This window comes from Stenotrophomonas sp. CFBP8980, assembly GCF_034046095.1.
Classification (GTDB): Bacteria; Pseudomonadota; Gammaproteobacteria; order Xanthomonadales; family Xanthomonadaceae; genus Stenotrophomonas; species Stenotrophomonas lacuserhaii.
Genome location: NZ_JAXCXF010000001.1, coordinates 857,756 through 881,510, shown reverse-complemented (window position 1 = coordinate 881,510; position 23,755 = coordinate 857,756). Strand labels below are relative to the sequence as shown.

20 protein-coding genes are annotated in these 23,755 nt (G+C 67.5%); 10 read left to right on the top strand and 10 right to left on the bottom strand.

Annotated features, from left to right (window positions below; translation table 11 throughout):
- Positions 1-28: 28 nt before the first annotated feature.
- From SOM47_RS03885 to SOM47_RS03875, 3 genes are read left to right on the top strand one after another with little or no spacing between them, the layout of a single operon-like run.
- On the top strand, positions 29-1,306 hold the full coding sequence (locus tag SOM47_RS03885; protein WP_320504820.1) for a pyridoxal phosphate-dependent aminotransferase: 1,278 nt from the start codon (positions 29-31) through the stop codon (positions 1,304-1,306).
- 5 nt (positions 1,307-1,311) lie between these two features.
- Positions 1,312-1,923 carry an SGNH/GDSL hydrolase family protein gene (locus SOM47_RS03880; protein WP_320504819.1) on the top strand — a complete coding sequence of 204 codons (612 nt, stop codon included), beginning with the start codon at positions 1,312-1,314 and terminating at the stop codon, positions 1,921-1,923.
- Between the two features lie 4 nt (positions 1,924-1,927).
- On the top strand, positions 1,928-2,656 hold the full coding sequence (locus tag SOM47_RS03875) for a methyltransferase (RefSeq protein ID WP_320504818.1): 729 nt from the start codon (positions 1,928-1,930) through the stop codon (positions 2,654-2,656).
- A 9-nt stretch (positions 2,657-2,665) separates the two neighbouring features.
- Here the strand turns inward: SOM47_RS03875 and SOM47_RS03870 are convergent, their stop codons facing one another.
- The gene (locus tag SOM47_RS03870; protein ID WP_320504817.1) at positions 2,666-3,448 is read right to left on the bottom strand and encodes a polysaccharide deacetylase family protein; all 783 of its coding nucleotides are present in this window, start codon (positions 3,446-3,448) and stop codon (positions 2,666-2,668) included.
- A gap of 59 nt (positions 3,449-3,507) precedes the next feature.
- Here SOM47_RS03870 and grxD point away from each other — a divergent pair, with 59 nt between their 5' ends.
- On the top strand, positions 3,508-4,434 hold the full coding sequence (gene grxD / locus SOM47_RS03865) for a Grx4 family monothiol glutaredoxin (protein ID WP_320504816.1): 927 nt from the start codon (positions 3,508-3,510) through the stop codon (positions 4,432-4,434).
- A 71-nt stretch (positions 4,435-4,505) separates the two neighbouring features.
- Here grxD and SOM47_RS03860 read toward each other — a convergent pair whose 3' ends face one another.
- From SOM47_RS03860 to SOM47_RS03850, 3 genes are all read right to left on the bottom strand, one after another.
- Positions 4,506-5,045: a DUF924 family protein gene (locus tag SOM47_RS03860; protein WP_320504815.1), complete on the bottom strand. Its 540-nt coding sequence runs from the start codon at positions 5,043-5,045 to the stop codon at positions 4,506-4,508.
- A 44-nt stretch (positions 5,046-5,089) separates the two neighbouring features.
- Positions 5,090-5,866, bottom strand: a complete 777-nt coding sequence (locus SOM47_RS03855) for an AMP nucleosidase (protein WP_320504814.1) — start codon at positions 5,864-5,866, stop codon at positions 5,090-5,092.
- Positions 5,867-5,994: 128 nt separating this feature from the next.
- The gene (locus tag SOM47_RS03850; protein ID WP_320504813.1) at positions 5,995-9,384 is read right to left on the bottom strand and encodes an autotransporter domain-containing protein; all 3,390 of its coding nucleotides are present in this window, start codon (positions 9,382-9,384) and stop codon (positions 5,995-5,997) included.
- 241 nt (positions 9,385-9,625) lie between these two features.
- Between SOM47_RS03850 and SOM47_RS03845 the strand changes: the two genes are divergently transcribed.
- The 5 genes from SOM47_RS03845 to SOM47_RS03825 all read left to right on the top strand — a co-directional run bounded on the left by SOM47_RS03845 (position 9,626) and on the right by SOM47_RS03825 (position 14,784).
- Positions 9,626-11,029: an amidohydrolase gene (locus tag SOM47_RS03845; RefSeq protein WP_320504812.1), complete on the top strand. Its 1,404-nt coding sequence runs from the start codon at positions 9,626-9,628 to the stop codon at positions 11,027-11,029.
- A 14-nt stretch (positions 11,030-11,043) separates the two neighbouring features.
- Positions 11,044-12,282, top strand: coding sequence for an amidohydrolase family protein (locus SOM47_RS03840; protein WP_320505057.1), 1,239 nt, complete (start codon positions 11,044-11,046; stop codon positions 12,280-12,282).
- A gap of 168 nt (positions 12,283-12,450) precedes the next feature.
- Positions 12,451-13,392 carry a DegV family protein gene (locus SOM47_RS03835; RefSeq protein ID WP_320504811.1) on the top strand — a complete coding sequence of 314 codons (942 nt, stop codon included), beginning with the start codon at positions 12,451-12,453 and terminating at the stop codon, positions 13,390-13,392.
- Positions 13,393-13,459: 67 nt separating this feature from the next.
- Positions 13,460-13,804, top strand: coding sequence for a hypothetical protein (locus tag SOM47_RS03830; RefSeq protein WP_182657706.1), 345 nt, complete (start codon positions 13,460-13,462; stop codon positions 13,802-13,804).
- Between the two features lie 119 nt (positions 13,805-13,923).
- Positions 13,924-14,784, top strand: coding sequence for a PA4780 family RIO1-like protein kinase (locus SOM47_RS03825; protein ID WP_042613677.1), 861 nt, complete (start codon positions 13,924-13,926; stop codon positions 14,782-14,784).
- A gap of 52 nt (positions 14,785-14,836) precedes the next feature.
- On the opposite strand, the gene fghA is transcribed toward SOM47_RS03825, so the two are convergent.
- From fghA to SOM47_RS03800, 5 genes are all read right to left on the bottom strand, one after another.
- Positions 14,837-15,670 (bottom strand): S-formylglutathione hydrolase, encoded by an 834-nt coding sequence (gene fghA, locus SOM47_RS03820; RefSeq protein ID WP_320504810.1) that lies wholly within the window; start codon positions 15,668-15,670, stop codon positions 14,837-14,839.
- A gap of 14 nt (positions 15,671-15,684) precedes the next feature.
- The gene (locus SOM47_RS03815) at positions 15,685-16,794 is read right to left on the bottom strand and encodes an S-(hydroxymethyl)glutathione dehydrogenase/class III alcohol dehydrogenase (protein WP_042613676.1); all 1,110 of its coding nucleotides are present in this window, start codon (positions 16,792-16,794) and stop codon (positions 15,685-15,687) included.
- A 91-nt stretch (positions 16,795-16,885) separates the two neighbouring features.
- Positions 16,886-17,161: a metal/formaldehyde-sensitive transcriptional repressor gene (locus SOM47_RS03810; RefSeq protein WP_320504809.1), complete on the bottom strand. Its 276-nt coding sequence runs from the start codon at positions 17,159-17,161 to the stop codon at positions 16,886-16,888.
- A gap of 79 nt (positions 17,162-17,240) precedes the next feature.
- Positions 17,241-19,142 (bottom strand): pyridoxal phosphate-dependent decarboxylase family protein, encoded by a 1,902-nt coding sequence (locus SOM47_RS03805; RefSeq protein ID WP_320504808.1) that lies wholly within the window; start codon positions 19,140-19,142, stop codon positions 17,241-17,243.
- 379 nt (positions 19,143-19,521) lie between these two features.
- Positions 19,522-20,409 (bottom strand): LysR family transcriptional regulator, encoded by an 888-nt coding sequence (locus SOM47_RS03800; RefSeq protein ID WP_320504807.1) that lies wholly within the window; start codon positions 20,407-20,409, stop codon positions 19,522-19,524.
- Positions 20,410-20,514: 105 nt separating this feature from the next.
- On the opposite strand from SOM47_RS03800, the gene SOM47_RS03795 reads away from it, so the two are divergent.
- Positions 20,515-21,567 (top strand): NAD(P)-dependent alcohol dehydrogenase, encoded by a 1,053-nt coding sequence (locus SOM47_RS03795; RefSeq protein WP_192082915.1) that lies wholly within the window; start codon positions 20,515-20,517, stop codon positions 21,565-21,567.
- A gap of 578 nt (positions 21,568-22,145) precedes the next feature.
- On the opposite strand, the gene SOM47_RS03790 is transcribed toward SOM47_RS03795, so the two are convergent.
- On the bottom strand, positions 22,146-23,510 hold the full coding sequence (locus SOM47_RS03790) for a glutamate--cysteine ligase (RefSeq protein WP_320504806.1): 1,365 nt from the start codon (positions 23,508-23,510) through the stop codon (positions 22,146-22,148).
- Between the last annotated feature and the right edge of the window lie 245 nt (positions 23,511-23,755).

Below are 23,755 nucleotides of genomic sequence, written 5' to 3'. Positions count from 1 at the left end.
TTCCATGCCCATCGACGGCCCGTCTGCCATGTCCACCCCCACGTCCAAGCCCCTGGCCATCCGTGAGCGCCTTTCCGAAGTGCGCTACGAGATCCGAGGAGAGCTGGCGCGGCGAGCGCGGGAACTGGAGGCCCAGGGCCGCACGCTGATCAAGCTGAACATCGGCAACCCCGGCAACTTTGGCTTCCGCGCGCCGGAACACCTGCAGCGCGCCATCGCCGATGACATGGGCCGCACCGATCCCTACACCCACCAGCAGGGCCTGCCGGAAGCGCGCGAGGCCATCGCGGCCGCTTACGCCCGTCGCGGCGCACCCGACGCGCACCCGGACCGGGTGTTCATCGGCAACGGCGTCAGCGAGCTGATCGACCTGTCGCTGCGGGCGCTGCTCAACCCCGGCGACGAGGTGCTGGTGCCCTCGCCCGATTACCCGCTGTGGTCGGCCGCGACCATCCTCAACGACGGCCGCCCGGTGTATTACCGCTGCGCCCCGGAGAATGGCTTCCAGCCGGACCCGAGCGAGATCGAAGCACTGGTGTCCTCGCGTACCCGCGCCATCGTGCTGATCAACCCGAACAATCCCAGCGGTGCCAGTTACTCGCGCGAACTGCTCGAACGCATCGTCGCCATCGCGCGCAAGCACAACCTGCTGCTGATGGTCGATGAAATCTACGACCAGATTCTGTACGACGACGCCGTGTTCCAGCCGGTGGCACCGCTGGCGGGTGACCAGCCCTGCATCACCTTCAGCGGCCTGAGCAAGGTGCACCGTGCCTGCGGCTGGCGCGTGGGCTGGGCGATGCTGTCCGGCGAAGCCGAGCGGCTGGGCGAGTTCCGCGCCGCGATGGACCTGCTCAGCGCGCTGCGCCTGTGCGCCAACGTGCCCGGCCAGTACGCCATCGATGCGGCCGTGAACGGTCCCGATACGATCACCCCGCTGTGCACGCCCGGTGGCCGCCTGTACGAAACCCGCCGTGCGGTGATCGACGCCTGCGCGGCCAGCGAGCACCTCTCGCTGGTGGCACCGGCCGGTGCCCTGTACGCCTTCCCGGCCGTGGTCGGCGATGCCGCCAAGGGCCTGGATGACCACGATTTCGCGTTGGAACTGATGAACGACGAAGGCGTGCTGGTGGTACCCGGCTCCAGCTTCAACGTGCCCTACCGACATCATTTCCGCGTCACCCTGTTGCCCGAGGCGGCGGTGATGCGCGAGGTGTTCTCGCGGATCGACCGCGCACTGGCACGCCGCGCCGAAGCCAACCGCAAGGTCGTGCCGCTGAAGCCGCGTCGCTCGGCCGTCGCCTGACCCCGATGGCACGCACCTGGCTGGCCTTGGGCGACTCCTACACGATTGGCGAAGGCGTTGCGGCGGAAGGTCGCTGGCCGCATCAACTGGCGGCGTTGCTGCGAGGACGCGGGATCGCGATGCAGGAGCCACGGACCATCGCCACCACCGGCTGGACCACCGATGAGCTGGATGCCGGCATCGATGCGGTTGCACCGGACGGTCCGTTCGACTTCGTCAGCCTGCTGATCGGGGTCAACAACCAGTACCGCGGTCGGTCACTGGAAGATTACCAGCAGCAGTTCAGCGCCCTGCTGCAGCGTGCGCTGGCGTTTGCCGGCGGCAGGCCGGCAAGGGTGCTGGTGCTGTCCATCCCGGACTGGGGGGTTACCCCGTTCGCACACGATCGCGACCACGCCGCCATTGCCGGCGCGCTGGATGGCTACAACCACGCCGCGCAGGCGATCTGCAACGCGCTCGGGATCGCCTACGTGGACATCACCGATCTCTCGCGCCAGCACGGCGCGGAAGCGGCGATGCTCGCAGACGACGGCCTGCATCCTTCGGCGCGGATGTATGCGCTGTGGGCGCAGCGGGCCCTGCCGCTGGCCGAGCGCATGCTCGCGTCCGCCGCCTGAACTGGTGACCGGCGCGCGGCCCACGGCGCGTTCGCCGGCATCTTCGCTGGACACCGCCGAGGCAACGGCCATCGCCCGCGCTTTCCTGCCGGACCGCAGCTGGGGCAATCGCAGCACCTACTACTACGTGCGCGCGAAGTTAGGCAGTGATCCGCTCTATAACGGAGTGCTGCAGGCGCTTCCGGATGACGCCCTGCCCGTGCTCGACCTGGGCTGTGGGCTGGGCCTGCTGGGCCACGTCGCGCGGCTGCACAGCCGGATGCAACCCTATCTCGGCGTGGACCTGGATGCGGGCAAGATCGATCGCGGTGCACGTGCGGTCCGCCGCGCGGCACTTCCCGCACTGGACCTGCGCCACCTGGACATCCAGCAGCCGCTGCCACCCCACAGCGGCCACGTGGCGGTGCTGGATGTGCTGCACTACCTGGACGCGTCGGCGCAGGCCGCGCTGCTGCACGCGGCTGCACAGCGTGTGGCACCGGGTGGGACGCTGGTGCTGCGCAGTCCATTGGATACCGGCGATGGCCGCGACCGCACCACGCGCCTGACCGACCGGCTGGGCTGGCTGTCCGGCTGGATGCGCACCCGCCCACGCCACTATCCAACCGCCGGCGCGCTGCAACAGCTGCTCGGCGAGGCCGGCCTGCTCGCCGAAGCGCCGCGCCCACTACACGGGCGCACTCCCTTCAACAGCTGGCTGCTGGTGGCCACGCGCCCACCCGTGGCGCGCTGACCTGCCGCGTCAGCGGCCTGGCGGCAACCGCGCCTGCAGCTTCCGCTCGTACAGCGCCTGCAGCACCCCTTCGATGATCTGCAGGTTGTAGCCGTGTGCACTGCCTTCGTGCAGCAGCACGATCGCCCCCGGCTGCAGGTCCGGCAGCAGCCGCGCCAGCACCTGCGCCGGTGTGCAGTCCACCCCATCGAAACCGCGCGCGCTCCAGCCGACCCGGGTCAGGCCCAGATGTTGCACCACCGGTCCCACGAACGGGTTGGTCATGCCCACCACCGAGCGGTACCAGCGCGTGGGTCGGCCGGTGATCGCCTGCAGCGCCTGCTGGCAGTGGCCGATCTCGCGGGCCATGGCCACCGGTCCCAGCCGCCAGAAGCGGGCCTGCGGGTGGCTGTGGCTGTGATTGCCCACGTCATGGCCACGTCGGATCAGCTCGCGCACCAGCTCCGGATAGGCCAGCGCGCGTTCGCCCACCAGGAAGAAGGTCGCCCTGGCCTGGTAGCGGTCAAGCAGGTCCAGCACGGCGGGCGTATCCCTTCCCGGGCCGTCGTCGATGGTCAGCCAGACCGCATCGCCGGCATCGGCCAGGCGGCGGGTCACGGGGGTGTAGAAGCGGCTGTTGGGCAGGAACACCGGCACCAGGAACAGCGCATGGCTGGCCAGCAGCAGGGCCAGTCCCCAGCCCCAGCCGGAAAGGATCCACACCGCCAGGGCAAGCAACTGGGACAGCGCGAAGCCCAGCAGCGCGCGCCAAGGCCAGCGCGGGGGGCAATGCAGCGTTTCTACCGTGGTCATGCCCCATGATGCCACGAGGGGTAGAATCAGCGGTTCGATATCACCGGATTTCCACCGCCATGTCCCTCGATCCCGCCCTGCGTTCGCGCATCGAAACCCTCCTCGCCAACGACCGCGTCGTGCTGTTCATGAAGGGCCAGCCATCCATGCCGCAGTGTGGGTTCTCGGCCAAGGCCGTCGGCGCACTGCAGGACCTGGGCGTGGAGTTCGGCCACGTCAACGTGCTGGCCGACCAGGAGATCCGCGAAGGCATCAAGCAGTACGGCGACTGGCCGACCATCCCGCAGCTGTACATCGACGGCGAGCTGGTCGGTGGCAGCGACATCATCCTGCAGATGGCCTCCAGCGGAGAGCTGAGCAGCGTGCTCGGCCTGGCCGCCCCGGACCGCAACCCGCCGTCCATCACCGTGACCCCGGCTGCGGTGGAAATGCTCAAGGGCGCGCTGGCCGACTCGCCCGGTGCCGCACTTCAGCTGGGCATCGATGCCCGCTTCCAGCCGAACTTCCAGCTGGCCCCGTTCGATGACGGCGCGATCGCGGCCGAATCCAACGGCCTGCGCGTGCAGTTCGACCTGGCCAGTGCGCGTCGCGCCGATGGCATCACCATCGACTGGGTGGACGACATCCGCGGCAAGGGCCTGGCCATCGACAACCCGAACGCACCCAAGGCCATCACCGAACTGTCGGTGCGCGATGCCGATGACCTGGTGCGTGCCGGTACGGTGCTGCTGGTCGACGTGCGTCCGTCCGAAGAGCGTTCGATCGCCGCCGTCGGCGTGCCGTTCAAGGTCTTCGATGGCAACGGCCGTGCCGAGCTGGAAGCCCTGCCGAAGGACACCGCGCTGGCTTTCCTGTGCCACCACGGTGGCCGCAGCGCGCAGGCTGCCGAACAGTTCCGTGCGCTGGGCTTCACCAAGGTGCACAACGTGACCGGCGGCATCGATGCCTGGTCCGACGAGGTCGACAACGGCGTGCCGAAGTACTGATTCCGGATTTCACGCAGTGCAGTAACGATCTGGAAAACGCCGGCCCATGCCGGCGTTTTCCGTTCCAGCGATCAGCCCGAGAAGCCGCCCTCTGCGAGGAAATCCATTTCTTCCATCGTGGTCATCCGCCCCAGCACCGCATTGCGGTGCGGGAAGCGCCCGAAGCGGCGGATGATGTCCCGGTGCAGCTCGGCGAACTGCAGGTATTGCTTGTCGCCCAGCACGTCGAACATCGCCACCGAGCGATCCTGGTCCTGTGGATCTTCAGAGTGTTCGAACGGCAGGTAGATGAACGCACGCAGCTTGGGCAGCAGCTCCAGGTCCAGGCCCTCTTCCACTGCGCGCATCGCGTAATGCCGGGCCAGCCCGTCGGTGGCATACGAATGGGCGGTGCCGCGGAAGCAGTTGCGTGGGAACTGGTCCAGCAGCAGCATCAGCGCCAGTGCCCCTTCGGCGCTGGACAGCCAGTGCTCGCGGGCCCGCGAGGCCGCCGCATGGTGTTCCTCCAGGAACAGCGCACGGAAGCACGCGTCGAACGCCTCGTCTCGCGCGAACCATTTCGCTGGCCCTGCTTCGGTCCAGAACGCCACTACCTGCGCTGCGGTCTGCATATCCTGCTCCACGGGCTGCATCGGGGCGCCCTGCCCACTGCCAGTCATTCGTCGAACCGCAGGTGGCGGACCGATTTGCCGTTGCGCCGGATCAGCCTCAAGGCCTCGATGCCGATCTGGATATGGTTGTCCACGAACTGCGAACTCACCTTGGCATCGGACGCTTCGGTCTTCACCCCATCCGGGATCATCGGCTGGTCGGAGACCAGCAGCAAGGCCCCCGTCGGGATGTGGTTGGCGAAGCCCGCCGCGAACACCGTGGCGGTCTCCATGTCGATGGCCATGCAGCGCATGCTGCGCAGCCGTTCCTTGAAGGCTTCGTCGTGCTCCCATACCCGCCGGTTGGTGGTGAACACGGTGCCGGTCCAGTAGTCGTGGCCGAGGTCGCGGATCATCGTGCTGACCGCCCGCTGCAGCGCGAACGCCGGCAATGCCGGCACTTCCGGCGGCAGGTAATCGCTGGAGGTGCCTTCACCGCGGATCGCCGCGATCGGCAGCACCAGGTCGCCCAGCTGGTTCTTGCGCTTGAGCCCACCGCACTTGCCCAGGAACAATACCGCCTTGGGCATCACCGCGGAAAGAAGATCCATGATGATGGCCGCGTTCGGGCTGCCCATGCCGAAGTTGATCATGCTGATGCCATCGGCGGTGACGCTGGCCATCGGCCGGTCAAGGCCCACCACCGGTGCGCCGGTCAGCTGCGCGAAGGCATGCAGGTAGCCGCTGAAATTGGTCAGCAGGATGTGCTGCCCGAACTGGTCCAATGGCACGCCGGTGTAGCGCGGCAACCAGTTGTCGACGATGTCCTGCTTGCTCTTCATGGGGCGGTCTACGCGAACGTCAGGGCACGATTCTGCGAGAGGCGCGGCACAGAGTCGAGCATCGCCGGTGCGGAAACAAAAAGGGCGGCCCGCAGGCCGCCCTCGATCACGCGTGGATCAGACCGCGATCAGAATCGCAGCGACCAGCGTGCGTTGACCCCATGGTCGCGGCTTTCATCGCCGAACTGGCCGTTGTAGCCCAGTTCCAGCTGCTGGCGCGGGCTCAACCAGGCCGACAGGCCCAGCTCTGCCACCACCGCGCTGTCGGCGATCGGCGCGCCGCTGACGGCAAAGCTGCTGCCGCCATCGAAGGCCAGCTGCGCCAGCCCGTCGCGGTCACCGGAGGCGCGGCGATAGCCCACCCCGCCGACAACGTGCAGCCATGCATCCTGCTGGAATGCTGCCTTGAGGCCCTTGTCGAAACGCACGCCGACGGTGGCCACGGTGGTCGCGGTGTCGTCCACCCGGCCACGCAGCGCGGCGGCACCGCCCTGCTCGCGCACATCGTCCACGTCCACTTCGACACGGGCGAGCTGCAGGTAAGGCGCCAGTCCACCCTGCGTGCCACCGAAGCGGTAACCGGCTTCGATGAAGGCCTGCTTCGTCTTCGCGTCGTAGTTGGCATTCAGCCCGTCGCTGTAACCGGCGAAGGCCACCTGGCGGCTGCTGTCGATGTCGTGGCGGCTGTAACCGAGGCCACCGCGCAGGCCGAACGCGCCCCAGCTGTGGCCGGCGTACAGGCCCACGTGGGTGTTGTCGATACGCGCCTTCGCCGAACGCCCCTGCGCCTGCTTCGTGTCGGTGCGGCCGTTGCCCAGCAGCAGGCCGAGCTGCCAGCCGCCGATGTCACGATCGATGCCAACCAGCAGGCCGCTGGTGTTGGACTGGGTACGTGCCGTGTTGGCATCGCCATCCAGCTTTCCGCTGCCGCCGATGGCCTGCACCCAGGCACCGGTGGCCTGGCTGTCGTCGTCCTGCGGCGAACGCGCGCCTACCGCACGGCTCAACGCCGCATCGCGCACGTAACGGCTGCTTTCCACCAGCGCCAGCGGCGTGGCGGCATGCAGTTCACCGCTCAGGCCGTCCAACGCCGCACCGACCTGCTGCGGGAACAGCAGGGTCAGCGGCTGCGGCAGGCCCTGGTCAACGGCCAGCGCATCGGCCGAACCGGCCACTGCGCGCTGGTTGGCGGTGCTCGCCGCGCTGGCAAGCAGCTGGCCACGGGTGACCTCGATGTTGATGCCATTGCTGCCATAGCCCACGCCGAACTGCAGGAACGGCGAGAACGCGCTGAAGTCGGTGGTGGCGAACCGGCCCTGCACTCCACCGTCGGCCTGGATGACGTTGAACTGCTCGCCCAGGTAGTAGATGCCCGCTTCCGGCAGCGCCTTCAGCGTGCCATCCAGCGTGGCGCTGCCACTGACGCGCAGCAGGTCGCTGCTGCCGCCCGGCGACAGCTCGGCCAGGTAGACGCCGCTGGCGGTCTGCACGTAGTCACCATTGATGGTCAGCGTGCCGATCGAGTTACCCGGCGCGATGATGCCGGCCACCCGTGTGTCGCCCAGCGTACCGGTGCCCTGCAGCAGGCCGCTGGCCCCGACGAACGTCGAGCCACCGGTCTGCGTTCCATTGAAGGCCACCCCGCCGCCGTTGATCGACAGCGACGACCCATCCAGCAGTGCACCCGCAGCGACCAGCCCGCTGCCGCCGCGCACATCCAGGTCGGTGTCCACCAGGCTGCCGTTCAAGCGCAGGTGGCCGCCCTGCACCACCACCGCATCGGTCAGCGCGTTGACGCCGTCCAGTTCCAGGATGCCTTCGCGCAGCACGGCGCCATGGAAGCTGTTGTCACCGCTCAGGCGCAGCCAGCCGCTGCCGGACTTGGTCAGCGCACCGGGGCCGCCGATGCCGTTGGTCCAGTCATCCCACGCATCGCCCTCCCATACCTTCAGGCCGCCGGCCGCGGTGTTCATCACCACGTGGGTGTCCACCCGCAGCTGGCCATAGCCTTCGATGGCCTTCTCCAGGTTCACCAGGCCCCAGCCGTACACATCGTCCACGCCTTCGGCGCCGAGGTCGGTGGCGGTGGTCAGCAGCACGTCGCGCACCTGCGCGTTGTCCAGGTACGGGAAACGTTCGAACAGCAGGCCCAGCGCGCCGGTGACGTGCGGGGCCGCCATCGAGGTGCCGCTCATCTGTTCGTAGGTATAGCTGGGCACGCGTTCCAGCACGTCCAGCAGCACGTTCTGGTTGTCATCGGTGGCGAGCTGGCCTTCCAGCCCCTCCGAACCATACGAGGTGGAGATGATGTCGCTGCCCGGCGCGGCCAGGCACCAGTTCGCCGCCAGCCCGCAGCGGTGCGACAGGTCGCTCAGCTGCAGGTTCTGGTCGAGGTTGACCACGGCCAGCCAGTACGGCTCGATGTCCGCGAAGGCACGTGGCAGCGTCGCATACACGCCGGCCAGCGGAGCCTGCTCCGGGCTGGGGTTGTAGTCGGCGGAGTTGCCGGCTGCCCACACCTGGATCATGCCGGCCTGGCGCGAGCCTTCGGCAAAGATATCCAGGTAGGCGCGGTCGCCTTCGTGGTTGTAGATCTCATCGAACGCTTCGACGGTCTCCGGCTCGCTGCCCAGGCCCCAGCTGTGGTTGATCGCGCGCACGCCCTGGGCGTTCATCTGCGAATACATGCTGGCAAAGGCATCTTCGCTCGGACCGACCTGCGGGAACACCGAGCCCTGGCGGTAATAATTGTCCGATCCCAGGTACCACTCGACGTAGCTGTCGAAGAACAGCTTGGCCGCGGCCAGGTCCGCACCGAAGGCCACGCCATGCATGCCGCTGCCATCGCGGTTGGCGGCGATGGTGCCCGACACGTGCGTGCCGTGGGTGTTGAAGGTCAGGCCGTACGGCGCACCGGCACCGATCAGGAAGGCGATGTCTTCCTCGGTCAGGCCGTAATCGAAGCCGATGGCCTCCAGCGCCACCACATCACCGTCGCTGGCGAAGCAGGCATCCGGACCCCACAGCGCGTTGACGTTGGTGCAGGAGGTGCCGTCAGGCAGCAGGTCGGCGATGCGGATGCTGCTGTGGTTCTTGCCGGCGAACTCATCGTGCGCCAGGCCGGTGCCACTGTCGAACACCCCCAGGCGGATCCCCTGGCCGGTCAGCCCACGCGCATAGGCGGCATCGGCGTTCATCGCGCCCAGGCCCCAATCCACCTGGAACTCATCGGTCTGCCAGCTTTCGCGGTTGCCGGCGGTGCCCATCACCGGGCCGGTTTCTGCAGCAGCTGCCAGCGTGGTTGCGGTCGAAGGCGCGACGGCGCCCTGCGGCACCGATGCGGCAGCTGCCTGCACGCTGCGCAGCTGCTGATACTGGCCAAGCAGCGCATCGGGCGACTGCGCAAGGGCCGGCATCGCGGCGGCCACAAGCAACGAACCGGCGATGGCCGAAGCGAGCAGCGAAGGGAGGGGACGGCGCGACGAAGAAGAAGTACGGAACAACGTGGTACGGGTCATGGTTGGATCTATTCCTTGATTACGTGGTTCATCCTGGGTGCGCGCGGCCATTGCAGCTCGCGGCGACCCACACGGCGGACAGCGCGTGGCGTCATCGCCCCCCGAGATTACCGCAAATGCGCAGGCGCGCTTCCACCGTCCCGCCGCGCAAGGTGGCAACGCCAGGCCGAAGGTCACTTGGCAAGCAGGGCGATAGTCCGCTAGCGTCATCGACCTGCACCACCATGCTCTCGGGGACTCCATGCACAACCTGCTGCGCGCCGGCATCGGCCTGGCGCTGCTGTCGCTGGCCGCTGCGCCGGCCACCGGCGCTTCGCGTTTCATCCAGGATCCGTATCCCAGCACCTACCAGCCGCGCAGCAGCGAGGCCGTGCTGATCCACAACGCCACCGTGCTGACCGGCACCGGGCAGCGCCTGGACGATGCGGACGTACTGCTGCGTGACGGAAAAGTGGTAGAGGTTGGCCGCGCCCTGCAGGCAGGCAGCGACGTGCGCCGCATCGACGCGCACGGGCGCTGGGTGACACCCGGCCTGATCGACGTGCACTCGCATCTCGGTGTGTACCCCAGCCCTGGCGTCAGCGCGCACAGCGATGGCAACGAGATGACCGCCCCGGTCACCGCCAATGTCTGGGCCGAACATTCGGTGTGGCCGCAGGATCCCGGTTTCGCCGAGGCGCTGGCCGGCGGGGTGACCAGCATGCAGGTGCTGCCCGGTTCGGCCAACCTGGTCGGCGGCCGCGGCGTGGTGCTCAAGAACGTGCCCACCACTACCTACCAGGCGATGAAGTTCCCCGGTGCGCCGTGGGGGCTGAAGATGGCCTGCGGCGAGAATCCCAAGCGCGTGTACGGCGGCAAGGGCACCGCACCGGGCACCCGGATGGGCAACGTGGCCGGCTACCGCGCCGCCTTCATCGATGCCAGCGAATACATCGCCAAGAACACCGCCAAGCCGGCCAAGCGCAAGCGCTGGTTCGGCGGCGACAAGGAAGACAGCAGCGGTGACAGCGGTGGCAAGCGCGACCTGAAACTGGACACGCTGGCCGGCGCGATCCAGGGCGACATCCGCGTGCACATCCACTGTTACCGCGCCGATGAGATGGCCACCATGCTCGACCTGGCCGATGAGTTCGGGTTCAAGATCGCCGCGTTCCACCACGGCGTGGAAGCCTACAAGCTGGCCGACCGGCTGGCCCAGGAAGGCGTCTGCGGCGCCCTGTGGGCTGACTGGTGGGGCTTCAAGATGGAAGCCTTCGACGGCATCCAGGAGAACATCGCGCTGGTTGATCGGCCCGCCAACAGCTGCGCCATCGTGCATTCGGATTCACCCGAGGGCATCCAGCGCCTGAACCAGGAAGCGGCCAAGGTGATCGCCGCCGCGCGCCGCGCCAACATGCCGACGATCGCGCCGGAACGCGCCATCACCTGGATGACCGCCAACGCGGCCAAGGCACTAGGCATCGAAGCCAGGACCGGCACGCTGGAAGTCGGCAAGAACGCCGACGTGGTGGTGTGGAACGGCAATCCTTTCAGCTCCTATGCGCTGGCCGACCAGGTATTCATTGACGGCCACCAATACTTCGACCGGGCCGATCCGCGCAGCAAGCCCGTGTCTGATTTCCGACTCGGCCAGGAGGTGCGCTGATGATCCGTGCACCCATGAAGACCGCGCACGCCCTCGCCCTGCTGCTGGGCCTGGCCGCCCTGCCCGCCACCGCGCAGGACCTGCTGATCCGCAACGCCACGGTGCATACCGCCAGCGCCCGCGGCAGCCTGTCCCATGCCGATGTACTGGTGCGCGGCGGCGTCATCCAGTCGGTCGGCAGCGGCCTTGCCGCACCGGCCGGCGTGGCGGTGGTGGAGGCCGAGGGCCGTCCGCTGACGCCCGCGCTGTTCGGTGGCATCACCGAAATCGGCATCGAGGAAGTGTCCGGCGAAGAGAGCACGGTGGACAGCACGCTGACCCTCGGCGAGCAGCCGTTGCGACCGGAGTTCGATGTCACCCTGGCCTTCAATCCCGCCTCGATCCTGATCCCGGTGGCACGCGTGGAAGGCATCGGCTTTACCGCGCTGGGCGCGCACACCGGCGGCGGCTTCATCGCCGGGCAGGGCGGCGTGGTGCGGCTGGATGGCAGTGCCGATCCGATCGGTCCGCGCGCGCTGTACCTGCGGCTCGGTTCGGCAGCGGCGGAGCTGACAGGCAAGTCACGCGCTGCCCAGTGGATGCTGCTGCAGCAGGTCATCGACGAGGCCCGTGGCCGCGTCGGCCCTGATTCCCCGCATGCCCTGCTCACCCCCGCCGGCCGGCGCACGCTGGCCGATTACCTGGCCGGCAAGGGACGCATCATCATCGAGGTGGACCGTGCCTCGGACATCCGCCAGCTGCTGCGCTGGTCGGCACGCGAGAAGGTGAAGATCGCCATCGCCGGCGGCGCCGAGGCCTGGCAGCTGGCACCCGAACTGGCCCAGGCCCGCGTGCCGGTCTTCGTCGATGCGCTGGGCAACCTGCCGACCACCTTCGACCAGATCGGCGCGACCCTGGAAAATGCCGCCCGCCTGCGCAAGGCCGGGGTGGAGGTCAGCTTCACCCAGAGCGGCGATGCCTCCCACAATGCGCGCAAGGTGCGCCAGCTGGCGGGCAATGCGGTGGCGCATGGCTTGCCGTGGGCCGACGGACTGGCCGGCCTGACGCGGGTCCCGGCGCAGGCGCTGGGCGTGGGCGACCGCATCGGCAGCATCGAGCCGGGCAAGCTGGCCGACCTGGTGCTGTGGGAAGGCGATCCGCTGGACGTGGCGCATTATGCCGAACAGGTGTGGCTGGGCGGACGCGCGATGCCGATGCGTTCCCGCCAGACCGAACTGCGCGACCGTTACCTGCCGCGCACCGCGCAGCCCTGACCTGGCCCGGCCAAGGGCCCGGATCCGGGCCCCAAGGACACGCCCGGGCCGGTTGCGGTGCACCGCAGCCGCTGGACACCGGGACGCCGATGGCACGCGCGGAATTCCCAAAAGTGCGATACGTTTCACGCTTATGAAGCGGTAAACGCGCCTGGAGGGGGCCTGCGAATGCGCATCGGAATCGTCGTTGACTCAGCCTGCGACCTGCCGCAGGACTTCATCACCCAGCACAACATCGTCCTGCTGCCGATCACGGTACGGATCGGCGACGCCATCCTCGCCGACCATCGCGACGAGCAGGCCACGCTCAGCTTCCTGCATGCCCACGTGGCCGAGAACGGCGCGGAGGCGGAGACCATCCCCTTCAGCGTCCAGCAGATCCGCGACCTGTTCCTGCAGCGCCTGGTGATCGACTACGACCACGTGTTCTGCTTGACCATCACCAAGACCCGTAGCCCGATCCACGACAACGCGCTGCAGGCCAGCTTCGCCATCCTCAACGACTACAAACCGGTGCGCCAGGCGGCCGGCTTCAATTCGCCGTTCGCGCTGCGGGTGATCGACACCCAGAACCTGTTCGCCGCCCAGGCCGTGACCGCGGTGGAAGCGGTGCGGCTGCGCGACAGCGGCGCCAGCGTGCAGCAGATCCGCGAGCGGCTGGAAGAACTGGCTGGCAACGTGCATGGCTACATGATCACCCGCGATCTGTATTACATGCGCGCCCGCGCCCGCCACAAAGGGGATCGCAGCGTCGGCCTGATCAGCGCCGCGCTGGGCAGTGCACTGGACATCAAGCCGGTGCTGCACGGCTACCGCGGCGAGACCGGCCCGGTGGCCAAGATCAAGGGCTTCGACAACGCGGTGACCAAGCTGTTCGAGGTGGTCGGCCAGCGCGTACGCGCCGGGTTGATGACCCCGGCGGTATGCCTGAGCTACGGCGGCGAACTGGACGAACTGCGCGCCCTGCCCGGCTACGATGCGCTGCGCCAGGTCTGCAGCGACCACGGCGTGGCGGTGCTGGAAACGGTGATGAGCCTGACCGGCATGGTCAACGTGGGCAAGGGGGCATTGACGGTCGGTTTCGCCGATGGACCGCACCGCTTCGAATGAGTAGCCTGCGGCGGTCCTGCACGCACCGTGCACCGGCCGCCTGCAACGCTTGCACCCTTGAACGGAGATGCCAATGACCACGTACTACATCAGCCTGCCGGACCCGGCCAAGGCCCGCGGCAGCGATGCCGAACTTGCTTTCACCGCCCATGGTGCCGAGGGCTTCGCCGAGCAACTGCAGGCTGCCCTGGCCAACCCGACGCTGTTCGAGAAGTGGAAGGCCAAGCAGTCCGATCCGGACGCGGTGCCCGAACAGTGGGGCGTCACCGACCCTGCCGCCAGCGTGACCGGCAGCCAGGACGACCTGCAGATCAAGCTTGAAGCGCGCACCACGATCAAGGGCGAGATCCTGAAGGAACGCCTGCGCCTGCTCGCCGGCCCGCACTGGACCCTGCACGACGTCCGCTCGTAACGCCGCGCCATGCCCGGCGGCTTCCGCAGGAAGGGGCAGGTGGCCGCCGGGTCAGGAAGGTGCGAAAATCACCCCCCTTTCAGGCCCGCCGTTGGCGCCGGCCGTCCCACCGAGGTTATGTGAAGACCCCCCAAGGCCTGCAGGCGCTGATCGACGACGGCGTGATCGATGAAGTGCTGCGCCCACTCAAGAGTGGCAAGGAAGCGGCTGTGTACGTGGTACGCAGCGGTGACGATGTGCGTTGCGCGAAGGTTTACAAGGACATGGCACAGCGCAGCTTCCAGCAGCGCGTGCAGTACCAGGAAGGTCGCAAGGTCCGTGGCAGCCGCGAAGCCCGTGCCGTGGGCAAGGCCAGCAAGTACGGCCGCAAGCAGCAGGAAACCGCCTGGAAAAACACCGAAGTGGACGCGCTGTACCAGCTGCGCGACGCCGGTGTCCGCGTCCCCGAGCCGCATGGCTACTACCACGGCGTGCTGGTGATGGAACTGGTCACCGATGCCGAGGGCTTCTCCGCCCCGCGGTTGGGCGAAGTGGAGCTGGAGCCGGACCAGGCGCGCGATTACCATCAGGTGCTGGTGCGCCAGGTGGTGCGCATGCTGTGCTGCGGCCTGATCCACGGCGATCTGTCACCGTACAACGTGCTGGTGGACCCGGAGGGCCCGGTAGTGATCGATTTCCCGCAGGTGGTCAGTGCCGCGGGCAACAATGCCGCGCGCAGCATGCTGCTGCGCGACGTCAACAATCTCACCGCCTACCTGGGGCGCTTTGCCCCGGAGCTGCTGGACACCTGGTACGGCGAAGAGATGTGGGCGCTGTTTGAAGCCGGTGACCTGCTGCCCGACTCGCCGCTGACCGGCACCTTCGTCCATGATGAAACCACCATCGACCTGGACAGTGTCCGCCACGCCATCAACGATGCACGTGAGGAAGCGCTGATTCGCCAACAGGGTCGCGAAGCCGCCGAAGAAAACGACGACTGACCAGGAAGGTCGCGCTGTCCCGTAGCGCCGAGCCATGCCCGGCGCTACCCGGTCACAGCGCCTTGGCGTGGTGGGCGATGTGATCGCCGATGAAGCTGGCGATGAAGTAATAACTGTGGTCGTAACCGGGTTGCAGGCGCAGCTGCAGCGGATGGCCGGCCGCTTCGCAGGCCGCTTGCAGGCGCTGCGGCTGCAGCTGCGCCCCGAGGAACTCATCGGCGTCGCCCTGGTCGACCAGCAGCGGCAGCCGCTCGGCTGCCGTGGCCACCAATTCGGTGGCGTCCCACGCCGCCCACGCGCTGCGATCGGTGCCCAGGTAGGCAGTGAACGCCTTCTCGCCCCACGGCACCTGGCTGGGCGCCACGATCGGTGAGAACGCCGATACGCTGCGGTAGCGGCCGGGATTGCGCAGGGCCAGCACCAGCGCGCCGTGACCGCCCATCGAATGACCGCTGATGCCGCGCGCATCGCTTGCCGGGAAATGCGCTTGGATCAACGCCGGCAGCTCGTCCACGATGTAGTCGTGCATGCGGTAGTGGCGCGCCCACGGTTCCTGCGTGGCGTTGAGGTAGAACCCCGCGCCCTTGCCCAGGTCGTAGCCTTCCGCATCGGCCACCTCATCGCCGCGCGGACTGGTATCCGGCGCCACCAGGATGATGCCGTGCTCGGCGGCGTAGCGCTGGGCGCCGGCCTTGGTGATGAAGTTCTGCTCGTTGCAGGTCAGCCCACTCAGCCAGTACAGCACCGGCAGCTTCTGCGTGTTCTGGGTGGCGGCCTGCGGTGGCAGGTAGACCGCGAATTTCATCTCGCAGTCCAGCACCTGCGAACGGTGCTGGTAGACGTCCTGCCAGCCGCCGGAACAGGCGCGGTGTTCAATGCGTTGCATGCTGTGTTCCCCCATCAGAAATGCACGACCGAACGGATCGACTTGCCTTCATGCATCAGGTCGAAGGCTTCGTTGATCTTTTCCAGTTCCATGGTGTGGGTGACGAACGGCGCCAGTTCGATATCGCCCTTCATCGCATCTTCGACCATGCCCGGCAGCTGGCTGCGTCCCTTCACCCCGCCGAACGCGCTGCCCTTCCAGGTACGGCCGGTCACCAGCTGGAACGGACGGGTGGAGATCTCCTTGCCGGCGCCGGCCACGCCGATCACCACCGACTGGCCCCAGCCACGGTGCGCGCATTCCAGTGCAGCGCGCATCACGTTGACGTTGCCGATGCACTCGAAGCTGTGGTCCACGCCCCAGCCGGTCATTTCCACGACCACCTGCTGGATCGGCGCTTCATGCTCGCTCGGGTTGACGCAGTCGGTGGCACCGAACTCACGCGCCAGCTCGAACTTGGCGGGATTGGTGTCGATGGCGATGATGCGCCCGGCCTTGGCCTGCCGCGCGCCCTGGATCACCGCCAGGCCGATGCCGCCCAGCCCGAACACCGCCACGCTGTCGCCTTCCTGCACCTTGGCGGTGTTGTGCACCGCGCCGATGCCGGTGGTGACGCCGCAGCCAAGCAGGCAGACGTGTTCCGGATTGGCTTCGGGGTTGATCTTCGCCAGCGACACTTCGGCCACCACCGTGTACTCGCTGAAGGTGGAGCAGCCCATGTAGTGGTAGATCGGCTCGCCGTTGTAGCTGAAGCGGGTGGTGCCATCTGGCATCACGCCCTTGCCCTGGGTGGCACGCACCGCCACGCACAGGTTGGTCTTGCCGCTCTTGCAGAACAGGCATTCACCGCACTCGGCGGTGTACAGCGGGATGACGTGGTCGCCCGGCTGCACGCTGGTCACGCCCTCGCCCACTTCCACCACGATGCCGGCGCCTTCATGGCCCAGCACGGCCGGGAACAGGCCTTCCGGGTCATCACCGGACAGCGTGAACGCATCGGTGTGGCAGACGCCGGTGTGGGTGATCTTGACCAGCACCTCGCCCTTCTTCGGCGGGGCGACGTCGATCTCGACGATCTTCAGCGGCTGGCCAGGACCAAAGGCTACGGCGGCGCGGGACTTCATGATGGGATTCTCCAGGGGACGGGCAAGGACAAGGGTAGGCAGGCGCGTGTTGCGCGCGTGTTGACGAGCGCCCGCACGCGGCGGGCACGGTTCATTTCAGGTAGGAGCGGATCAGCGCGCCCATGTCGCGCACGCGCTCGGCACGCTGGGCTTCGGACGCTGCGGGCTGGCCGAATTCCTCGCGCAGGTGCGCTTCCATGACTTCGGACATCAGCCCGTTCACCGCACCGCGGATGGCCGCGATCTGCTGCAGCACCGGGCCGCAGTCCGCGCCGGATTCCAGCGCACGGTCCAGTGCATCGCATTGGCCACGGATGCGCCGCACGCGGGCCAGGACCTTCTTCTTTTCTTCAGCGGAATGCGGCATCGGGCAGTAGCCATGGAACTATACTGGGGGACAGTATATTAGTGTCCGCGGTGGCGGTCCAGCCCACGTCATGGAAGGATCACCGCAAGCCCGCCGCCAGTTCCCGCACCAGCCCTTCCAGGTGCACGAAATACTGCGTGATGGGGTCGTTCGCTTCCCCTGCAGCCTCGGCATGCAGCAGGAAGGGATTCATCAGCGAGTGGCGCAGGATGGACAGGCTGCCCACGCTGCCGGCCTCGCCACCGTCCAGGCCGAGCTGGCGCAGGATGCGCTGCATGTCCCGCCTGCCCACCGCCTGCTCCCGCAGGGCGGTACTGGAAGCGAGGAAGGCCGGGCAACCATTTCCCGCCGGATCAGGCCTGAGCCGATCGTGGAGCTGCTGCACGAACCGGCTTGCCGTTTCGATGCAGACGTTGCCCTGCGGGTTCAAGGCAAGGCAAACCAGGTTGCTGTCCGGCTCACAGGGCACCAGCACTTCGGCTACGTCGCGAACACGTTCGGCGAAGCCCCTCGCCTGGCCCGTGAAGAACTCGGCGGCCAGCAGGGTGCGACGTGCCAGCACGCCGAAATGGGCATGGTCCAGCGGCAGCACGCGCTGGCTGACATAGGCCGCCGCGGCCATCGCCCCCGGCCGCGAGCCCTCCGGAGTGAACTGCCCCACGCGCGCATACTGACCGATGTAACCGGCCGCGGGATTGCCGGCGAACACGTAGTCGGCCTGTTCGGCCAGCAAGGGCATCGCGCGGTTGTCACGGCAGACGAAGGCGCCTGCGCCGCATGCCAGGTAGCCCAGTTTGTGCGGATCCACGGTGGCCGAATCTGCCCGGGCCAGGCCCTCGAACGCCCGGTAGACATAGGGTTGCGGGAAGTCGCGATACTCTGCGCGCATGTCCTGCAGCGACCGCAACGTCCCGCTTTCATGGCGGAACACGCTGGCAAGGTAGCCGCCCCATGCCGCATCCACGTGCACGCCGAAGCCCAGCCCTGCGCGGCTCGAGCGATCACGGGCATCGCATATCGCCTCGACCGGGTCGATGCTGCCGTACTCGGTGCTGCCCAGCACGGCCACGACCATCAGCACCGGCTGCCGCGTGCGCGCGCAGTCACGCAAGGCTTCGTCCAGGGCCTCGATGTCCAGTCGCATGCCTTGGGTGCGCAGCAGCCGCAGTTGCGCCTTCCCCAGGCCGACCAGCTTCATGCCCTTGTTCCAGGAATAATGCACGGTCGACGATGCCAGTACCTGCGGAACGCGAAGCGTGGGATGGCGGGCGAAGAATTCGTTCAGACCCAGTGTTTCGACCTGCTGCTGAGCGACCCGTGCACGCCACCGCGGGCGATCAGCAGGTGGCAGCGCGGCGATCCACGCCTGCCACTGCTGGAACAGCGCGATGCCGGCGGCGGGACCGCAGTTGAACGCCGTGTCGTCGTCCACCGGCAGGGGGATGTCCGGCACCTTGGCAGCCCGCAGCGCCACCGGCCAGGCCTTCAGTGACATGGCCAGGCGCAGCGCCTGGTAGTTGGCGGTGGTGCCGCCGGAGGTCAGGTGGCCGAAGGCACAGTTCGGCTGCCTGACATCGTGGGGCCAGCCGAGCATGCGGGCCAATTGCAGGCCAACCTCCATTTCCATGCGCATGGTGACCGCGCCGGAGTCCGTGTTGATGTTGTTGGGGTCGTAAGGCAGCGTCAGCATCTGCGCCAACAGGCCGGGCAGCAGCAGGTCCGATGACATGTGGCCGATGTAGCGCGGACTGTGGAAGGGCACCGAATCTTTCAGTGCCTCGGACAGTGCACTGAGTTCTTCGAACATGCGCTTCTGCAGTTGACGGTATTTCGGCGACGCCGCGCGCGTGGGCGGCACGGGCCCGTCGCCCTGCGGGTGCAGGCTTCGACGCCACTGGACATGATCGCCGAAGAAGTCGTGGAGCAGCTGCTGGATGAACCCGTCGTCGTCGGCGAAGGGCCCGAGAAAGCAGGCAGCCATGGGATCCTGCAACGACTGCAGCGCCGAGCAGGCGGGAAGATCAGGGGTGGGAGTGGGCCACGCCCGGGTTAGTACGGCGGGATTGGAAGCGCGTGATTGCATGCGGGTATACACCTTGGCCATGGCAGAAGAGTGCTGCCGCGGCAACGCCGGCGGTTGGCGCCTGCTTCATGGCGGGTGCGCGTGCAGCAGCCCGATCCTGCGTTGCCCGGTCCACGGCGATTGCAAGGAATCTGCCCGGTCGGGCATCCGGATTTCCGACAATGGCCCGCTTGCGGTTGTACCCGTCATCCGGTGTGCGGCAGTGCCCCGCGCGTACCCGTCGTGCAGATGAGCGGCGCAGGCCCGGGGCCGGATGCAGATGGCGCGCGGGCGCCATTCACGCCACGCGCAACAGGTCCACGAACGCACGCAGCGCCGAGGTCATCTGCCGCTGCCGCGGGTAATACAGCACGAACCCCGGGAACGGCGGACTCCAGTCTTCCAGCATGCTCACCAGCTGCCCGGACGCCAGCCACGGACGCGCGGCGTCTTCCAGCACGTAGGCAATGCCCAGCCCGTCCAGCACGGCGCGCACGATGGTGGTCTGCTCGCTCAAGGTGATCCGGCCCTGGACGTCGATCTCCAGCGTTTCATCGCCACGTTCGAACTGCCATTTGTACAGATGACCACTGGCGAAGCGGAAACGTATGCACTGATGGCGCAGCAGGTCGCGCGGGTGTTGCGGGGTTTCGTTGCGGGCCAGGTAGGCGGGCGAGGCCACGATCATGCCGCGCAGGGCCGGCCCCAGCGGCACGGCCACCATGTCTTCGGGCACGAACTCGTGCAGGCGCACGCCCGCGTCGAAACCCTCGGCGACGATGTCCACCAATCCGTCGTTTTCGGTCACCTCGATGCGCACGTCCGGGTGCGCGCGCAGGAAATCGGCCAGCCGCGGACTGAGCTGGGTCGGCACGGCGGCGCGGGCCGCGTTGATGCGCAGCAACCCTGCCGGCGTGGCGCGAAACTGGTTCATTTCTTCCAGTGCGTCGCTCACCTGCCCCAGTGCCGGCTGCAGCCGCTCCATCAGCCGCTGCCCGGCCTCGGTCAGCGAGACGCTGCGCGTGGTGCGGTGGAACAACCCTACGCCCAGCCGTTCTTCCAGCGCACGGATGGCATAGCTGACCGCCGACGTGGACAGCGCCAGTTCGGCCGCGGCGCGGCGGAAGCTGCGATGGCGCGCCACGGCGGCAAACGCCGCGAGATGGGTGAGGTTATCCGTCGCCATTATCCTGTCCGCCTTGATGAATCATCCCGATCAACGGCCTATGTAGCGCCCCGCCGCGGGCGTATTGTAAAGCGCCTTTCCATAAACCCTGCCAAGGATTCCCCCATGTCCCTCGCCAAAGCCTATGCCGCGCACTCCAACACGGCGCCGCTGGTTCCGTTCACCTTCGAGCGCCGCGCCGTCGGCGCCGGCGATGTCCGCATCGAGATCCTGTACAGCGGCATCTGCCATTCGGACCTGCACCAGGCCCGCGATGACTGGGGCGGCGCCAAGTACCCGATGGTTCCCGGCCACGAGATCATCGGCAAGGTGGTCGAGGTCGGCACCGAGGTCACCACGCTGAAGGTCGGCGACTTCGCCGGCGTCGGCTGCATGGTCGATTCCTGCCGCCACTGCGAAGCCTGCAGCCACGATCTCGAGCAGTACTGCGCCGAAGGCGCGACGTTCACCTACAACGGCACTGACCGCCATACCGGCGAAACGACGCAGGGCGGCTACTCCGACCACATCGTGGTGGAGCAGCGCTTCGTGGTGAAGGTCTCCGAGACGCTGGACCTGAAAGCCGCCGCGCCGCTGTTGTGCGCCGGCATCACCACCTATTCGCCGCTGAAGCACTTCAAGGTCGGCCCCGGCCAGAAGGTCGGCGTGATCGGGCTGGGCGGGCTGGGCCACATGGGTGTGAAGTTCGCCAAGGCGCTCGGTGCGCACGTGGTGATGATCACCACCACCCCCGAAAAGGGCGCCGATGCCACCCGCCTGGGCGCCGATGAAGTGCTGGTGTCGCGTGATCCGGACCAGATGAAGGCCCATGCGGGCAGCTTCGACTTCCTGCTCAACACCATCCCGGTCGGGCATGACACCAACCCGTACATGGGCCTGCTCAAGCGCGATGCCACGATGTGCCTGGTGGGCGTGCTGACCGAACTGGACCCGCCGCTGACCGGCGTGAGCGTGATCTTCGGCCGCAAGCACCTGACCGGCTCGGCCATCGGCGGCATGGCCGAAACCCAGGAAATGATGGACTTCTGCGCCGAGCACGGCATCGTCAGCGACGTGGAAGTGATCAACATCCAGGACGTCAACGAAGCGTGGGAGCGCATGGCGAAGAATGACGTGCGCTACCGCTTCGTGATCGACATGGCCTCGATCAAGGGCTGATCAGGCAGGCCAACGGCGCGGCCCCTCGTGGTGGTTCGCGAGGAGCGTTCCACTGCGTTGGGGCCGGGCGATGGGCTTGGTCGGGGGACGGCAAAAGCCGCATCCTGCGGGCCTCGTTTCGCGCCATCCCTGGCGCTCAACGCCCCCGCCCAACCCCATCGCCCGGCCCTGCCGGAATTCTGCGGCGGCCCACCACGGCTAAAAACAAGAAAAGCACATCGGTAGCGCCGACCCATGGTCGGCGGAAACCGTCCGGCACCGAGATGAAAAGCCGCCGACCATGGGTCGGCGCTACCGATGCCCCCGTGGCCCGTCGGGTGGAGGGAGCCCCTGAGTCAGGGGCGGCCGCGAAGCGGCGGGGTGTGGGTGCTGGTGAGACGGGGCCCAGGGTTTGCGCAGCAAGGCGTGGGAGCGACAGCGCGAATGCGATGGCGTGGACCCGCGCCAAGGATGGCGCGAAACGAGGCCCGCATGGACGCAGTTTCTGCCGTCCCCCACCAACCCCTCGCGCCCGGCCCAAACCAAAGAACCCGCACTTAGCGACCCACCACGAGGGGCTCCGCCGTTCGCCGCAGCAATCAGTATGCGAATTCGCGGAACACGTGGTCCACGTCGCCATTCCAGCGCCCATGGAACAGCGCCAGCTTGCGCTCGGCCGGGGTCAGGCCGGACTCGACGATTTCCTGCAGCACGTCCAGGTAATGGCTTTCGTCCATGCCGTCGGCGTTCAACGCAGCGCGGCGCTTCAGGCCACCCACCGCGATCTTCACCGCCTCGCGCGAAAGATCACGCACCGTGCCGTTGCGGAACGGCAGGTTCATCGCATGCTTGGGCACGCCATCGCGCAGCGCGTGGCGCTCGACCAGGGTGAAATCACGCACCAGGTCCCAGGCTGCATCCAGGGCCTCATCGTCATACAGCAGGCCCACCCAGAAGGCCGGCAGCGCGCACAGGCGACTCCACGGGCCCCCGTCGGCGCCGCGCATTTCCAGGTACTTCTTCAACCGCACTTCCGGGAAGGCGGTGGTCATGTGGTCGGCCCAATCGGTCAGGGTCGGCAGCTGGCCCGGCAGCACCGGAAGCCTGCCGGCCATGAAATCGCGGAAGCTCTGACCGCTGGCATCGTGGTACACGCCATCGCGGTAAGAGAAATACATCGGCACATCGAGCAGGTAATCCACGTAGCGCTCGTAACCGAAGCCGTCCTCGAACACGAAGTCCAGCATGCCGGTGCGGTCGCCATCGGTATCGGTCCAGATGTGCGAGCGATAGCTGAGGTAGCCATTCGGCTTGCCTTCGGTGAACGGCGAATCGGCGAACAGCGCGGTGGCGATCGGCTGCAGTGCCAGCGACACGCGGAACTTCTTCACCATGTCCGCTTCGGATGCGTAATCCAGGTTGACCTGCACCGTGCAGGTGCGGGTCATCATGTCCAGGCCGAGCGAGCCGACCTTGGGCATGTAGTTCTTCATGATCTGGTAGCGGCCCTTCGGCATCCACGGCATCTCATCGCGCGTCCACTTGGGCTGGAAGCCCATGCCGAGGAAGCCCAGCTGCAGCTCACCGGCCACCTGCGCTACTTCGTTGAGATGGGTGCCGGTTTCCACGCAGGTGTGGTGGATGGTCTCCACCGCCGCGCCGGACAGTTCCAGCTGGCCGGCCGGCTCCAGGGTCACCGAAGCGCCGTCGCGCAGCAGGGCGATGGTGCGGCCCTTTTCCTGCACCGCTTCCCAGCCGAACCGCTGCAGGCCCTGCAGCAGTGCTTCGATACCGCGATCACCGTCGAAGGTGGGCGCACGCAGGTCGTCCAGCCGGAAGCCGAATTTTTCATGCTCGGTACCGATGCGCCAGGCGGCGCGCGGCTTCTCTCCCGAGGCGATCACCTCCACCAGCTGCGAACGGTCAGTGATGGGCGTCTGCGCGACGTGGCTGGGGCTCGACAAGGGACAGGCTCGCTGGTGGGGTGGCGGATGGAATGGGGCTGCGGCCCCGTCATCACAAGGGCGCACTATAGCGTGAGGCCTGCCCGCGTCACGCCTCCGTGACGGACTTCAGCATCCCACCTGCGGGGGCTTGACCCCCGTACACTGGAGGGATGACGTTCGTCCCGACCGCCATGGCCGATTCCGACACGCGTGTCGAGGGTTGCGCCGACGCGCGCAGCGGCAGGCACAAGCGTGACGACCAA